13 protein-coding genes and 2 tRNA genes are annotated in these 16,491 nt (G+C 33.0%); 6 read left to right on the top strand and 9 right to left on the bottom strand.

The features are described 5' to 3' along the window. Positions 1-121: 121 nt before the first annotated feature. Together AC3QL1_RS08160 and AC3QL1_RS08155 are read left to right on the top strand one after the other, a co-directional pair. Entirely contained in the window at positions 122-1,537 is a 1,416-nt protein-coding gene (locus AC3QL1_RS08160; protein ID WP_492496656.1) for an aldehyde dehydrogenase family protein, read from the top strand. Positions 1,538-1,603: 66 nt separating this feature from the next. Further along, on the top strand, positions 1,604-2,404 hold the full coding sequence (locus AC3QL1_RS08155) for a helix-turn-helix domain-containing protein (protein ID WP_492496654.1): 801 nt from the start codon (positions 1,604-1,606) through the stop codon (positions 2,402-2,404). An 89-nt stretch (positions 2,405-2,493) separates the two neighbouring features. Here AC3QL1_RS08155 and AC3QL1_RS08150 read toward each other — a convergent pair. Next, positions 2,494-2,564 (bottom strand) — tRNA-Gln (locus AC3QL1_RS08150). Positions 2,565-2,763: 199 nt separating this feature from the next. Beyond that, positions 2,764-2,834, bottom strand: a tRNA-Gln gene (locus tag AC3QL1_RS08145). 245 nt (positions 2,835-3,079) lie between these two features. Between AC3QL1_RS08145 and AC3QL1_RS08140 the strand changes: the two genes are divergently transcribed. Together AC3QL1_RS08140 and AC3QL1_RS08135 are read left to right on the top strand one after the other, a co-directional pair. After that, a complete protein-coding gene (locus AC3QL1_RS08140) occupies positions 3,080-6,361 on the top strand; it encodes a glycosyltransferase family 117 protein (RefSeq protein ID WP_492496653.1) in 3,282 nt (1,093 codons plus the stop codon). A 96-nt stretch (positions 6,362-6,457) separates the two neighbouring features. Further along, a complete protein-coding gene (locus AC3QL1_RS08135) occupies positions 6,458-7,096 on the top strand; it encodes a polysaccharide deacetylase family protein (protein ID WP_492496651.1) in 639 nt (212 codons plus the stop codon). A 19-nt stretch (positions 7,097-7,115) separates the two neighbouring features. Here the strand turns inward: AC3QL1_RS08135 and AC3QL1_RS08130 are convergent, their stop codons facing one another. The 6 genes from AC3QL1_RS08130 to AC3QL1_RS08105 form a co-directional block, all read right to left on the bottom strand. Further along, positions 7,116-7,418: a thioredoxin family protein gene (locus AC3QL1_RS08130; RefSeq protein ID WP_059117840.1), complete on the bottom strand. Its 303-nt coding sequence runs from the start codon at positions 7,416-7,418 to the stop codon at positions 7,116-7,118. Positions 7,419-7,489: 71 nt separating this feature from the next. Then, entirely contained in the window at positions 7,490-8,725 is a 1,236-nt protein-coding gene (locus AC3QL1_RS08125) for a metallophosphoesterase (protein ID WP_492496649.1), read from the bottom strand. Between the two features lie 196 nt (positions 8,726-8,921). Next, positions 8,922-9,125: a hypothetical protein gene (locus tag AC3QL1_RS08120; RefSeq protein WP_492496647.1), complete on the bottom strand. Its 204-nt coding sequence runs from the start codon at positions 9,123-9,125 to the stop codon at positions 8,922-8,924. 116 nt (positions 9,126-9,241) lie between these two features. Continuing rightward, the gene (locus tag AC3QL1_RS08115) at positions 9,242-10,567 is read right to left on the bottom strand and encodes a sensor histidine kinase (protein WP_492496645.1); all 1,326 of its coding nucleotides are present in this window, start codon (positions 10,565-10,567) and stop codon (positions 9,242-9,244) included. Positions 10,568-10,579: 12 nt separating this feature from the next. Next, positions 10,580-11,254 (bottom strand): response regulator transcription factor, encoded by a 675-nt coding sequence (locus AC3QL1_RS08110; protein ID WP_492496643.1) that lies wholly within the window; start codon positions 11,252-11,254, stop codon positions 10,580-10,582. 173 nt (positions 11,255-11,427) lie between these two features. Next, positions 11,428-11,640 carry a hypothetical protein gene (locus AC3QL1_RS08105; RefSeq protein ID WP_492496641.1) on the bottom strand — a complete coding sequence of 71 codons (213 nt, stop codon included), beginning with the start codon at positions 11,638-11,640 and terminating at the stop codon, positions 11,428-11,430. A 291-nt stretch (positions 11,641-11,931) separates the two neighbouring features. On the opposite strand from AC3QL1_RS08105, the gene polA reads away from it, so the two are divergent. Together polA and AC3QL1_RS08095 are read left to right on the top strand one after the other, a co-directional pair. Continuing rightward, a complete protein-coding gene (polA, locus tag AC3QL1_RS08100; RefSeq protein ID WP_492496639.1) occupies positions 11,932-14,772 on the top strand; it encodes a DNA polymerase I in 2,841 nt (946 codons plus the stop codon). Between the two features lie 19 nt (positions 14,773-14,791). Beyond that, positions 14,792-15,286 (top strand): hypothetical protein, encoded by a 495-nt coding sequence (locus AC3QL1_RS08095; RefSeq protein ID WP_492496637.1) that lies wholly within the window; start codon positions 14,792-14,794, stop codon positions 15,284-15,286. 43 nt (positions 15,287-15,329) lie between these two features. Here AC3QL1_RS08095 and AC3QL1_RS08090 read toward each other — a convergent pair whose 3' ends face one another. Then, positions 15,330-16,355: a LacI family DNA-binding transcriptional regulator gene (locus tag AC3QL1_RS08090; RefSeq protein WP_492496635.1), complete on the bottom strand. Its 1,026-nt coding sequence runs from the start codon at positions 16,353-16,355 to the stop codon at positions 15,330-15,332. Positions 16,356-16,491 lie beyond the last annotated feature (136 nt).

Below are 16,491 nucleotides of genomic sequence, written 5' to 3'. Positions count from 1 at the left end.
TTTTTTGTACTCTTTAATGAAATAAATGAGCTTTTCAACAAAGTGTATTTGAGCTTTTCAACAAAGTTAACAGCGTCATTAATCCGGATCTTTGTCAAATAAAATTCATAAAAAATATATCATGAAAACAATAGACAAGATTTACATTAATGGAGAATTTACAACTCCGCAAGGAACAGAATATTTTGATTTAATAAGCCCCACAACAAATGAAAAGTTAGGAAAAGCGCTTTTAGGAAATCAAAAAGACACACAAAATGCTATTGCCGCAGCAAAAGAAGCTTTTAAAAGTTTTTCTAAAACCACAACAACAGAAAGAATTCAATATCTGCAAAACATAAAAAGTGCTATCGAAAAAAGAAAAGACAATTTTATCAATGTAATGATTGAAGAATACGGAGGAACCAGAAAATTTGCCTCAGTAAGTTACGAGTACATGCTAAAAAGTTTTGATTCGGCGATTCAGTTACTAAACACCTATAATTTCACAAAAATCATGGGAGAATCTGAAGTTCAGATGACACCAATAGGCGTAGTTGGAATTATTATTCCGTGGAATTCAAGCAATGGTTTTATCTGCGGCAAACTTTCAACCGCAATAGCTGCGGGATGTACAGCAGTAATAAAACCAAGCGAAATGAGTGCTCAGCAAACACAGTTAATTACAGAATGTTTACACGAAGCCGGTTTACCAAAAGGCGTTTTTAATATCGTTAATGGTTTGGGCGAAATTGTTGGAGCCGAGATAAGCCGCAATCCGGATATTGCAAAAATTTCATTTACAGGTTCAACAATTGTCGGAAAAATTATTGCGCAGGAAGCCGTAAACACTATGAAACGCGTAACCTTAGAACTTGGAGGAAAATCACCAAACATTATTCTTGATGATGCTGATTTCTCAACAGCAATTCCGCTTGCAATGGCCGCCGCATACATGAATAGTGGACAAGCGTGCATTGCCGGAACCAGATTATTAGTTCCCGAAAATAAATTGGAAGACGTCAAAACTTTAATTAAAAAAGCAGCTTCAGATATTATTGTTGCCGATCCTCAAAACGAAACTACTTCAGTTGGTCCAATGGTGAGTAAAAAACAATACGAACGAGTTCAAAATTACATTAAAACAGGAATTGATGAAGGTGCAGAAATTTTGATTGGCGGCTTAGGAAAACCGGAAGGATTAGAAAACGGTAACTTTGTAAAACCAACTGTTTTTGTCAATGTAAAAAACAATATGCGAATTGCGCAGGAAGAAATATTTGGCCCGGTTTTATCTGTTATCACTTATACAACCGAAGAAGAAGCTATTGAAATTGCCAATGACACAACATATGGATTGCAGGCCTATGTAAGTTCTTCAAACGAAGAAAGAGCACATAAAGTCGCTTCGCAAATTAACGCAGGACGTGTACAGATAAACGGAATCAAACATGATCCGATGGCTCCTTTTGGCGGATTTAAACAATCAGGAATAGGGAGAGAATTTGGAACAATTGGCCTTGAAGCTTATTTAGAACCAAAAGCTTTAATTAGATAAATCTCTAAATACAAATCCGGAAATCTATACACAAAAGATTTCCGGATCTTTTAGTAACTTTACATTATGACAGCAGATACAAAACCCAAAATATTATATTCCTGTTATTTTGCACGCAGCCGCGAAGGCGAGCATTTTATACCTGAACATGTTTTTAGTTATCAGATTTCAGGGGAACTTATTTCTTCTGACAGCAAAAACACGTATCATTCAAAACCTGGGGATTTTCGCCTTAGCAAAAGAAATCATTTGGCTAAATTTACCAAAATACCGCCCGAAGGAGGCGAATTCAAATCAGTCTCGCTTTTTCTGGATCAGGAAATCCTACGCGAAATAAGCAGTGAATACGACATTACAGCGCACAAAAAACCAGATTCTACAGCTATGATTCCGTTAGCTGCTGATCCACTTTACAAATCTTTCATAGAATCTTTAATTTCTTATCTCGAAGTAGAACAGGAAAACAACGAGGCTTTATTTAAATTAAAAATAAAAGAAGCCGTTCATCTTTTGATAAAAGTAAATCCGGAATTAAAAAACATCTTATTTGATTTTACCGAACCGGGAAAGATTGATCTCGAAGCTTTTATGAATAAAAACTTTCATTTTAATGTACACTTAAATCGCTTTGCCTACTTAACAGGAAGAAGCCTTGCCACTTTTAAAAGAGATTTTGAAAAAGTATTTCAGCAGACACCAGGTAAATGGCTATTAAACAAAAGACTACAAGAAGCCTATTATTTAATCAATCAGGGAAAATCTCCATCAGAAGTTTATATTGGAGTTGGTTTTGAAGATTTATCACATTTTTCATTTTCATTTAAAAAGAAATTTGGCGTAGTTCCTTCCTCTTTGCTTTCTAAATAAGACTGAAAATCTTCAATCTTCAATTTTATGATTGGAATTTTAAAAAGTTTATTCCATAAAAAAAGCCTCTCAATTGAGAGGCTTTTATGTTGGTCTACTAGGACTCGAACCTAGAAAGACTGCACCAAAAACAGTTGTGTTACCATTACACCATAGACCAGCAGTGCTGTTAAGCGAGTGCAAATTTAAAGCTTTTTTTAGTTTGCGCAAATTTTTTTATAGCTGTTCATACAACAAAACCTTTTTATAAAAAAATTCAAATCAAAGAAAAATGAAGCAAAAAGAAAGATCATTTTGATTTTGCGAAGATTCTTAAATTCAGGGCATAAAAAAAGCCTCTCGATTGAGAGGCTTTTATGTTGGTCTACAAGGACTCGAACCTTGAAAGACTGCACCAAAAACAGTTGTGTTACCATTACACCATAGACCAGCAATGCTGTTAAGCGAGTGCAAATTTAAAGCTTTTTTTAGTTTGCGCAAACTTTTTGATGAAAAAAATTGATTTTTTTTCATTTTTTCCACTTCAAAAAAGCCATTATTACCACAAGTTACTAATAAACAATATCTTAGTTTACGCAAATAGTTTTGTAGAATTTTTTGTTAATGCTCGTTTCTTTACACAAAAAAACATTTTCTTTGTAGGATAGAAAACATACAAAATTATAACACCTAAATATGGCACAATTCAATTTCAATAAATGGAATACAATTATTGGTTGGTTTGCATTTGCAATCGCTTTAATTACTTATACACTAACTGTTGAACCTACCATGAGCTTCTGGGATTGTGGCGAATATATTGCCACAGCTGCCAAACTAGAAGTTGGTCACCCGCCGGGAGCACCTTTATTCCAGATGATGGGTGCCTTTTTTGCCATGTTTGCTATAGATAAAGAACATGTAGCGGTGATGGTAAATATGATGTCTGTATTTTCTAGCGCATTTACAATTTTGTTTATGTTTTGGTCTTCGTCAATGATTTTGAAAAAAATCGTAGCGCGTTTTGCCGAAATTGACAAAAATAATTCAGTTGTTATTTTAGGAAGTTCTTTTGTTGGAGCTCTTGCTTACACATTTTCTGATAGTTTTTGGTTTAACGCTGTTGAAGCCGAGGTTTATGCGATGGCCTCTTTACTAATTGCATTACTTTTCTGGCTTGGTTTACGTTGGGAACAAGATATGGATGAACTAAAAGGAAATAAATGGTTGTTAATCATTTCTCTTGTTATCGGGCTTTCGTTTGGAGTTCACTTTATGGCATTATTAACCATTCCGGCAATTGGTTTTCTTTACTACTTTAAGCACTACGAAAAAGTTACTATAAAAAATTTCATTATTGCCAATGCCGTTGTAATCGCAATTTTGTTGTTTATCTTTAAATTGCTTCTTCCTTTAACCATGGCTTTTTTCGGTAAGACCGAAATATTCATGGTAAACAGTATGGGATTACCTTTTAACTCAGGAACTATTTTTGTTGCCCTGGTTTTTATCGCATTCTTTTATTTTGGATTAAAATTCACCAAACAAAAAGGTCTTGTTTTCTATAATACTATTATTCTTTGTATTCTTTTTATCCTAATTGGTTTTTCTACCTGGATGATGTTACCTGTTCGTGCAAACGCCAATACGGTAATCAACGAAAACAAACCATCAGATGCTACCGAAGTTTTAGCATACTATAATCGTGAGCAATATGGTGTAAATCCTTTGTTTTACGGGCCACAATACACAGAAGTTTTCGCTGGTTTAGATGCAAAAACTCCGTATTTGGATAAAAAACCGAACTACGAAAGAGATTATAAGACAGGTAAATACATCATTACCAATAATTATAAAAACGCAGATCAAAATACGGATGACAATCAAAAAACGATTCTGCCAAGAATGTGGAGTACTGAAACGGGACACATTCAGAACTATATCAATTTTACACATCCTCCTCAATTTAAAATAAACCCTAATTATCCTTATGAAGATGATTTAGGCAAATACGGAATCGATGCCAGCCAGTTAAGCGAAGAAGAATACAATAAAGCAACTGCTCAATTACGTAATGAAGTGGAGAAAACAGTTTCTGAATTCAGAAGAGCTTATGCCCAAAAACAAATTGACAACGAAGGTTACGTTAAATTCTTAAAAAGCTACGGTGACTATTTAATTATCGAAAAACCAACTACTGTTGATAATTTCAGTTTTATGTTCGAATTTCAATTTGGATATATGTACTGGAGATATTTAATGTGGAATTTTGTTGGACGCCAAAGTGATGTTCAGGGAAAATACGACAATCTTGATGGTAACTGGATTAGCGGAATCAAACCGCTTGATTCTTTACATTTAGGATCACAAGATAATTTACCTTCAGATGTTTTAAACAATAAAGGAAGAAATGTTTACTTCTTCTTACCTTTTATTTTGGGACTTATTGGTGTAATGTATCACGCAAATAAAGACCTTAAAAGTTTTTATGTGCTTTTAGCATTATTCTTATTTACCGGAATTGCCTTAAAAATATACTTAAACGAAAGACCTTTTGAACCTCGTGAAAGAGATTATGCACTTGTAGGATCTTTTTATGTCTTTGCGATCTGGATCGGTTTCGGAGTATATTCATTATATGAAAGCATTCAGAAATACATTGCCCCAAGAATTGCCGGACCAATTATTATTGCCGGAAGTTTATTGGCAGCTCCAATTTTAATGGCGTCTCAAAACTGGGATGATCACGACAGATCTAACAAACGTACAGCTGTTGCAATGGCAAAAGCTTACTTAGATTCCTGCGATAAAAATGCTATTTTATTTACGATTGGAGATAATGATACTTTTCCATTATGGTACGCGCAGGAAATTGAGCATTTTAGAACCGATGTAAAAATCGTAAATACGAGTTTGTTTATGACTGATTGGTACATCGACCAGATGAAAGCCAAATCATACGAATCTGAGCCATTGCCTATTTCATTTAAACATGAAGAATATGTGGGTGATAAACTGGATTATGTAGCTCATATTCCTAAAATAGAAACACGTTGGAATATTAATGACTTTATCAGTTTTATTAAAAATCCAAAATCGACTGTTGGTTTACAAAACGGACAAACAATTCATTTTTATCCAACAAACAAAATCAGGGTAAATGTTGACAAGGCTTTAATTATTAGAAACAAAGTTGTCGACGCAAAATACAATGATTCTATCGTTCCTTACATGGATATTGATATCAAAGGAAGTGCGATTTACAAAAATCGTTTGATGATGTTGGATATTTTGGCTAATAATAACTGGAAACGCCCTATTTACTTTAGTGGTGGCGCTTTTGATGATGAAGATTATTTATGGTTAAAAGATTATTTACAGTTAGACGGAATGGTATACAAATTAGTTCCTGTTAAAAATGTTCCATCAAAAGATGGCGGACCAATGGACATGGGACAAATTGATGCCGATAAAATGTACGATATTGTAATGAAATGGGATTGGGGAAATAGTGACAGCGATAAAATTTATCACGATCCTGAAACAAGAAGAAACAGCATTACATACCGTACAAACTTGTCTCGTTTAATGTATCAGCTTATTGAAGAAGGAAAAATTGACAAAGCTAAAAACGTTATAAATTTAGCGATGACAAAAATGCCTTTAGATAAATTTGGGTATTACTCTTTAGTAGAGCCTTTTACAGGAGGATATTATCAAGTTGGAGAAAAAGCAAAAGCACAAGATTTGCTCAATAAACTAGTTCAGAAATACAGAGAGAACTTAGATTATTACAAAACTTTAACTCCAGGCGATCAAACTGATTTAGCAATGGATATTATTACAGATATCGAGCGTTACAGAAGTTTATTGCAGGTTATGAAAGAAAATAAAGATGTAGCTTTCTATGAAAAACACAAAGCGACTTTTAATACGTATGTAAATATTTTCGAACGCTTTGGCAGAGAAAAAGAATAATAAGATACGAAAAACATATTAATTAAAAAAATGTAGCATTATTGAAAAATAGCGCTACATTTTTTATTTTTACATTATATCTAAAATCATTTCAAAATGAGCTTTTATTGGGTAAAAACTAATTCATTTATAAAAAGGGTGTTTTCTAAATATTGTTGGGATATTCCAAACAATGAAAAGAAAATTTACCTGACTTTTGATGATGGTCCCACTCCTGAAGTTACAGATTGGGTTTTATCTGAATTGAAAAAATTTGATGCAAAAGCTACCTTTTTCTGTATTGGAAAAAATATAAAAGCGAATTTATCCTTATTCGAAAAACTAATTACTGAAGGACATTCCATAGGAAACCACACGATGAATCATGTTAATGGATGGAAAAGCCATACGAATGATTATATCGAAAACGTAAAAAATTGTGCTGCTGTATTAGAAGAAGAAAAGAAAACAGAAACGCTATTGTTTCGTCCTCCTTACGGGAAAATCAAAAAGGAACAATCTAAGATTTTGCGAAATCTAGGCTACAAAATAGTCATGTGGGATGTTCTTAGCGCCGATTTCGACCAAAGTATTACTCCTGAAAAATGTCTTGAAAACGTGACTAAAAATGTAAAGTCAGGAAGTGTAATTGTTTTTCATGATAGTATAAAAGCTTCGCAAAATTTAAAATTTGCGTTACCTAAAACACTTCATTTTTTAAAAGAAAATGGATTTGCTTTTGATATTATTCACTAATATCTTTTAAAGAAATAGTTTATACACTAAACTGTTCCTGCACAATTCCTATAATAGTATTCGCATCAAGTTCTCCGGATTGTCTCCAGATCATTTGTCCTTCTTTATAAATCATTAAAGTAGGAAGCCCTTTAATACGCAATGCTTCAGCCAGTTCCTGATTCTTATCTACATCAATTTTAATCACTTTGGCTTTATCGCCAAGTGCAGCCGCAACATCCTTAATCACAGGATGCATAGATACAGATGATTCGTTCCAATCCGTGTAAAAATCAATTAACACCGGAACTTGAGCATTTATAAGTTCTCCAAATTTTGACATAAAACCAAAAATTTAATTCTTTTAATCTTTTAAAAAGAGATAATTAATACAAATGTAGCATTTTTAACGAATTAAGCCACATTGTTGCCTTTTTTTAGTTCAATCACCGTTATTTCCGGCATGATTCCAACGCGTCCCGGATAGGCATGAAATCCAAAACCGCGGTTTACATAAACGTATCTTCCTACATTTTCATAAAGTCCGGCCCATTGTTTATAAATGTATTGCGCCAGACTCCATTTAAAATAACCCGGAATTTCAATTCCAAATTGCATACCATGTGTATGTCCTGATAACGTCAGGTGAAAGTTTTTAGGATGTTCCTTAATTTCCGCATCCCAATGACTCGGATCGTGACTCATTAAAATCTTAAAATCGTCCTGATGAACGTTTTGTGAAGCTTTATTTAAGTCTCCTGCTTTTTTAAAGTTTACACCCCAGTTTTCTACACCAATTAAAGCAATTTTATTTTCCCCTTTTTGAATATAAGTATGTTCGTTTAATAAAAGCTTAAACCCTATCTGACCGTAAAGATTTTTAATTGCCTGAAAGTTTTCATCTTTTTGCTTTTCAGAAGGCCAGGTTACATATTCACCGTAATCATGATTTCCTAAAACAGAAAATTTACCGTATTTATATTCTTTTATTCGATTGAAAGTCTTCAGCCAAGGATTCATTTCTACAGCATGTGTATTTACAATATCTCCGGTAAACAAAATCATATCAGCTTCCTGCTCATTAATCAGATCGATCGCATAATTTATTTTTTCGGGATTATCAAAACTTCCGCTGTGAACGTCTGAAATCTGAGTGATTTTAAATCCATCAAAAGCATCCGGCAAATCCGGAAAAAAGATCGTTTGTTTGAATACCTTAAAATTATATTTTCCTTCAAAAATTCCGTAAATCAAAGATAAAAACGGTACCGCTGCTAATCCTAAAGCGATTTGACTGATAAACTTTCGTCTATCCGGCATCATCTCTTTTCTTGGAGCATTATACATGAAATAATTTAAAAGACTTGCGCCAATTCTAAAAATATCTTCTCCAAACATCACAAGCGTCAGTACAATTTTAGGCACATAAACCAGCAGCATTAAACCCATGGTAAACATGGTTTGCTTGGTTTGCCCAACTGAACGGTCAAATTGTGTAAATGAATATATGATAAAAAGCAAAAGCAGTAAGCTTATAACCTGATAACTTACCAAAACCCATCTTAATTTAACTAAGGTACGAAATGCCTGGTAAGAATAAAACTCAATAAATAAAAAAAGAGCACAAAGAATTATAAAACGAATTATCATGTAGGTGTAGTTTTAAGCAAAGTAACAAAGAATGAAAATTTTATTGCTTTTTATTATCAAAAATTTAACTCAAAAAGCAAAACAAAAAGCTGATAGATTTCTCTACCAGCTTTTCTCTGACTAAAAATTATCATTGTAAACTATTGTCATAAACCAAACCAACAATTTATGAACCAAAAAATGAAAAAATTAACCGTTATTTTTTAGCTTTTGGAGTTTCTGCTTTAGCTGCTTCTGTTTTTGCAGCTTCTGCTTTTTTATCTGCTTTTTCAGCTTTCTTTTTCGCGTGTTTAGAAGCTTTAACTTCTTTTGCAGGAGTTGTCTGAGCTGGAGTTGTTTGAGCGTTTACCATTGCTGTAGTTCCAAGAACTGCGATTGCAAGCATTAATACTTTTTTCATGATTTTAAGTTTTATGATTATTATTGTTTCATTATTTATAAGCCAAAGATATAATCCCTAAATGAAGACAAAATGAAGAAATTATCCTGTTAAACGAATTAACAATTAATTAGCTTTTATAAGGTTTGAAATAATAACATAAATGTTGTTCCGGCATTTAAAGTCGAAGTAACTTTAATTTCGATATGATGAAAAGCAGCAATACTTTCTGCAATAGCAAGACCTAACCCCTGCCCGTCCTGATCAGAACTGATTCTGGTAAAACGATTGAAGATTTTTTCTATTTGAGTTTCATCCATTCCAATTCCGGAATCTGAAATGGAGATGAAGTAATTTTGATTTATAAATCCATCGCTGACCTTTACGCTTCCGTTTTCACGATTGTATTTTATGGCATTGGTTACCAAATTATAGAGTAAAATATGAATGAGTGTTTTGTTTCCTGTAAAATGAAAATTATGCTGTATTGTGTTTTCAAATGTTAGTACTTTATCTTCTATTCTGTCTTGCAAATCTTCATATAAACTATTTACGATTTCATTAAAATCAACATTTTCATTGGCTTCATATTGATTGTTTTCTATTCTGGAAATCAACAATAAGTTATTGATAATTTTTTTAAGCATGTCCAGAGTTTTAAGCGAACTGGCAATTTTATCAATCGCATTATCATCTAAAGAATCATTTTGAAGCAGATTCTCCAGTTTGTTTTTCAACAAAGCAATTGGTGTTAAAAGTTCATGAGAAACATTGGATATAAATTGTTTTTCTTTTTTGAAAACCGTTCCGATACGATCCATCATTTGATTTAAAACCAAATCTAATTCCCTAAAATCCCTAGATTTTGCCTTTATCGGAGTGTAATCAAAAACTTCAGGTTCGTTTACACGCCTAATTTTAGTATCAATAATTTTATAGAAAGGTTTAAGCAAATATTCGATATAAACCGTATCTGCCAGAAAAGTAGCCAGCAGAATAATGACCAAAACAATAATAATAAACAACCTGATAATAAAAGTTAGATCTTTTACCTCACTGAGACTGCTGCCAATTTCGAGTTGATAATCTTCCTTTTCATAAGTAAAATGATGCTGTAGAATTCTGTATTCATTTTCTTCCCCTTCAATAATGCGATATTCATTACCAAAAGTGGTTTTCTTTTCATGCGGTTTAATGGCCATTCTTGACAAAACCAAAAATTCACTGTGTAAAGTCGAAAACTGAGAATAGGTTTCCGTCGAATCATCAGCGTTTTCGATAAAATCATTTATTTCTTTTTGATTTAAATGATCGATGAATTTCTTCTTTTTTTCGAGCAATCCATTATTAATATGTTTATAAACCACGCTTTGTACCAAAATGGGCAGCATTAACCACAAAACCAAAATCACCAACAAACGTGTTAGTGCATTAAAAATAGCCAATTGGTGTTTTATTTTCACAGTCCGGTTTGTTTATTCATTTATGCGATAACCCACATTTCTTACGGTCTCGAACCAGTCAATAGCCGTATGTTTATCGAGTTTTTTGCGGAGATTTCGAACATGGACATCAATAAAATTAGAGTCTGAATTAACTTCCAGAATATCGCCCCAAATATGTTCTGTAAGCTGTAATCTTGTAATTACCCGATTTTTATTCAAAACCAAATATTGAAAAATATCAAATTCTTTTTTGGTGAGGTTAATGGGAATTTCGTTGTAGCTTACTTTATAATCCTGTAATTGCAATGAAAATCCGTGTATCAGCAAATCATTCAAAGTAAAACCATGCATTCTGCGAATTACGGCAAATAATCTTGCGCTCAATTCTGTTAAGGCAAAAGGTTTCGTCAAATAATCATCAGCGCCAAGATGCAAACCGTTTATTCTGTCGTCGAGTTCGCCACGAGCGGTAATCACAATTACAGCCATTTTTGATTTGGTTTTTCGAACCGTTTTCAAAACCTCAAAACCATCTCCGTCAGGCAAACCAAGATCGAGCAGCATCGCATCATAATCGTTGCTGTTTATTTCTTCTAATGCATCGGCACAAGTATTAGCAATTTTGCATACATAACCTGCATTGCACAAAAAGTCGTAAACTTCGACAGCAAGTTCTTTATTATCTTCAACAATTAAAATATTCATAAATAGAAGTTCTAAGCGCAACTAAAATTAAGCAATTATAAAAAGTCCGGTTGCTCATTATTAAAAAATTAACGAATCAAAAAAAGCTGATAAATTTCTCTATCAGCTTCTTCCATAATTATCCTTTCTGTTTTGCTGCCTTACAATTTTTCGATAGCAAAACAAAAACAATATTATTTGCCTGCTTTTGCAGCTTCTGGTTTTGCAGTTTCAGATTTTGTGGCTGCTTTTTTATCAGATTTTGTTTTTTTGTCTGCTTTGTTTTTTGGGTGTTTTGTTGCTTTAACTTCTTTCGCAGGAGTTGCTTTTACTTCTTTTGCAGGAAATGCATTTACCATAACACTTGTTCCTAAAACTGCTACTAATAACATCAATAAATTTCTCATGATTTCTACTATTTAAAAATTATTACTTTTTATTTTACAGATCAAATTTACCCTCATAAAATGAAGACAAAATGAAGAAACCATCAAACAAGATTATTTTAACTTGACATTAACTATTGGACTTTTCTACCATATAGATGATATAAGTTCATTTAATTATATCGGTAAAAAATAGCTGCGCTGCTACTTTCATGAACTTATTTCACTTATATGGTTCAAAACAAATTAATTTTTCAAACCGAATCATTTTTAAAACCCAATTGATTATTTTTACAGACTAAATTTTTTTTTATGTCAACTCAAAAACGTCTTTTTCTTCTGGATGCTTATGCATTAATTTTTCGTGGTTATTATGCCTTTATAAAAAATCCGCGAATTAATTCTAAAGGAATGGATACATCAGCGATCATGGGTTTTATGAATTCGCTTTTGGATGTTATAAAACGTGAAAAACCGGATCATTTAGCTGTTGCTTTTGATAAAGAAGGAAGCCAGGTAAGAACTGAAATGTATTCTGATTATAAAGCCAATCGTGATGCAACGCCAGAGGCGATAAAAATTGCGATTCCGTATATTCAGGATTTATTACGAGCCATGCATATTCCGATTATTGAAATGGCAGGATGTGAAGCCGATGATTTAATTGGAACTATTGCTAAACAAGCTGAAAAAGAAAATTACAAAGTTTTTATGGTTACTCCAGATAAGGATTTTGCCCAGTTAGTTTCTGAAAATATATTCATGTATAAACCAGCCCGAATGGGAAATGGTATCGAAATTTGGGGTGTTCCTGAAGTTTTGGCAAAATTTGAAATCGAAAGACCGGATCAGGTAATTGATTTTCTTGGAATGATGGGTGATGCTGTCGATAATATTCCGGGATTGCCGGGTGTTGGTGAAGTGACTGCCAAAAAGTTCCTGAAAGAATTTGGCACAATGGAAAATCTTTTAGAAAATACGCATTTACTAAAAGGCAAAATGAAAGAGAATATTGAAGCCAATAAAGAAAAAGGAATCTTATCAAAAAAACTGGCTACTATTATATGTGATTGTGATGTTGTTTTTAATGAAAATGACTATGAACTTTCGCGTCCGGATATTGAAAAAACCGATGCTATTTTTCAGGAATTGGAATTTAGAAGAATGGCAGAACAATTTGATAATTTATTTAAAGTTGGCGGTGGAAATGAATTAGCAAATAAAGGTGATGAAGCCAAATTGTACAAAAAACCACAGCCTAAAAACGAAGATCAGTTTGATCTTTTTGGCGGAGGGGCAACTCTGGATGAAAATTCAGAAGAAAGAACTTCATTTTACAACACTTTAGAAAATACGACTCATTCTTATCAGGCTGTTGAAGGTGATTTAGGAATAAAATTGCTTTTACAAAATCTGCAAAAACAAACTTCTGTATGTTTTGATACTGAAACAACCGGTTTAGATGCTTTAAATGCAGAATTGGTTGGAATGTCTTTTTCTTATGAAAAAGGAAAAGCTTTTTATGTTCCGTTTCCGGAAAGCCAGGCAGAAGCACAGATTTTAATTGATAAATTTAAGCCCTTTTTTGAGAATGAAAACATCGAAAAAATTGGTCAGAATTTAAAATATGATTTAAAAATCCTTTCTAATTATGGCGTTACCGTAAAAGGAAAACTTTTTGATACCATGATTGCGCATTATTTGATTAATCCGGATATGCGTCATAATATGGATATTTTAGCAGAAACGTATTTGAAATATTCTCCAAAATCAATTGAAACATTAATTGGAAAGAAAGGGAAAAACCAAATTTCGATGCGCGACGTTCCTCTTGAAGATATCAAAGAATACGCTGCAGAAGATGCGGATATAACACTCCAATTAAAAGAAGTTTTTACTGCAGAACTGGATAAAACAGAAACTAAAAAGTTATTTGATGAAATCGAAATTCCGTTAGTGAGCGTTTTAGCCGATATGGAAACCGAAGGAATTCGTTTGGATGTGGAGTTCTTAAGTGCCATGTCTAAAGAAATGGAGGTTGAGATTAAAACTTTGGAACAAAAAATATACGAAACCGCAGGCGAGAAATTCAATTTGGCTTCGCCGAAACAATTGGGTGATATTTTATTCGACAAACTAAAAATTGGCGGTGCAAAACAAAAGAAAACCAAAACCGGGCAATATGCAACGGGAGAGGAAGTTTTGACTTATTTAGCCAATGATAATCCAATTGTAAAAGAAATTCTGGATTGGCGCCAAATGGTGAAATTACAAAGTACTTATATTTTGGCTTTGCCGGAACAAGTTGACAAGAAAACATTGCGTGTTCATACCGATTATATGCAGACTGTTGCGGCAACGGGACGTTTGAGTTCTAATAATCCGAACTTACAAAACATTCCGATTCGTACTGAAAGAGGTCGTCAGATTCGTAAAGCATTTGTAGCGCGCGATGAAAACCACACTTTAATCTCTGCCGATTACTCGCAAATAGAATTAAGAATTATTGCTGCTTTAAGCGGAGAAGAAAATATGATTGCCGCTTTTCAAAACGGAGAAGATATTCACAGAGCAACGGCTTCAAAAGTTTTTGATGTTCCATTGGAAGAAGTTTCACGCGAGCAAAGAAGCAACGCTAAAACAGTAAACTTCGGAATTATATACGGTGTTTCCGCTTTCGGATTAAGTAATCAGACTTCATTATCCCGTGGCGAAAGTGCTGCTTTGATCGAGGCATATTATAAAACATATCCAAGATTAAGATCTTATATTAATGAACAAATAGAGTTTGCGCGCGAAAAAGGTTATGTACAAACTATTTTAGGCCGTCGCCGATATTTAAAAGACATTAACTCAGCCAATGCCGTTGTGAGAAGTGCTGCTGAACGAAATGCTGTAAATGCACCAATTCAGGGAAGTGCTGCCGATGTGATTAAAATCGCGATGATCAACATTCATAAAAAATTAAAAGAAGAAAACTGGAAATCAAGAATGCTGCTTCAGGTTCATGATGAGCTTGTGTTCGATGTTCACAACGATGAGCTCGAAAAAATTCAGCCGATGATCAAACATGAAATGGAAAATGCATTTATGATGAGTGTTCCTTTAGATGTAGAAATTGGTTTGGGTACAGATTGGCTGGCAGCGCATTAATAAAATAGCTAAATGTTTTATGGTCAAGATTAAATTGATTTTAATTTTCTCTTTTTTAATTTCTTCACCTGTTCTTTATAGTCAGAATCGACTTAAGGTAGATAAAGATTACAGGATAAAGAAATACCAGAAGGAAATGATTCAATTTTTAATTGATCACAATCAATTTGGAGTAAAAAACGAAAAGGAAAACTCATTGATTAAACAATATTCAAATGCAGTAGGAATAACTAAATGCATAGAAGTTTTTCAAACTGAATCAAACAAAAATATATTATTAGTTAGATTTTATTCATTTGGATCTGGTGCAGATAATTTTTGGGGAATTCTTGAAAACGACAATAGATATCTTTTTTATTACAATGAGAAGGTTATCTCGGAAACATCAGATTATTTAAAAAAGTATGATGTAAAAACGCAAAAAACGCTTTTAGACTATTTAAAAATATACACGGATTGGAATGGTCCAAATTTTCATAGTCCACAAATTATCGAAGAAGGTTCAACAAACTAATACAAAAAAACCATCAGCGAAAACTGATGGTTTTTTATTTATCCTAAACTTTTCTAGTCGACTCTCTTTCTTTCAACTTTGTTTTAATAACGATAGTTTCGTAATCCGAAGTTTCATCTTCTTTCTCTTCTAAACGTTTGATTAATTGTTTTGCGGCAACTTCTCCAATTTCAATTCCGTGTTGACTTATTGTTGTCAAACTTGGCGACAAACGTCTTGATGCTAAAATACCATCGGCAAATCCTATTATCGAAATATCTTCAGGAACTCTGAAACCTTTTTTCAAACTTACTCTCAAAGCGGCAACTGAATCATTTTCATCCAAAGCAAAAATAGCATCAATTTTATTGTCAAAAATGGCATCAATTTTAGCTTTCATGTCATCTTCAGAATCGGTACGAAGAATAATTTTTTCGTTTACCGGAATATTATTGTCTTTTAAAGCTTTCAAATATCCATCGGCTCTTAGTTTTCCAACGCTTAAATTATCAACAGAAGAAATTAGGGCAATATTTTTACATCCTAAATTAATTAAATGCTGCGTTGAGTTTAATGCCGAATCAAAATCGTCTACTACAACTTTATCACATTCTACTTCATCTGCAATTCGGTCAAACATTACAATTGGCGTTCCGTCATTAATAATAGCAGAAAAGTGACTGTAATCTTGTAATTTCTGAGCTTCTTCAGAAACGGAAAGGATAAATCCGTCGATAGTTCCGTTGCTCAGCATTTCAAGTGTATGAATTTCTTTCTCCAGAGATTCGTTCGAAATACAGGTAATTACATTATATCCTTTTTTATCGGCTACTTTTTCTATACCACTAAAAACCTTTGCAAAAAAGGAGTTTAATATATTAGGTATAATTACACCAATTGTTTTGGTTTTACGATTTTTTAAATTCAGACCAATAACATTCGGCTTGTAATTTTTGAGTTTGGCATACTCCTTAATCTTCACCTTTGTTTGCTCACTAATCTCCGGACTGTCGTTTAACGCCTTAGAAACCGTCGATACAGAAACATTTAGTTCTTTCGCAATTTGTTTTAGAGTTGCTTTAGCTTTCATTTAAAATTATTTTATGTAATTAATACAAATATAGTAGAATTACCGAAAATAAAACAAAAAACACACATTGCTATTTAAAATTATACGGGCTTTTTTAAAATAAAATAAAAAAACATCCCTTTTTGAAAACCGCCCC

Source organism: Flavobacterium sp. GW823-FHT04A11, from assembly GCF_058796535.1.
The sequence above is the reverse complement of the archived record's forward strand: the minus strand, read 5'-3'. Positions and strand labels throughout refer to the sequence as shown.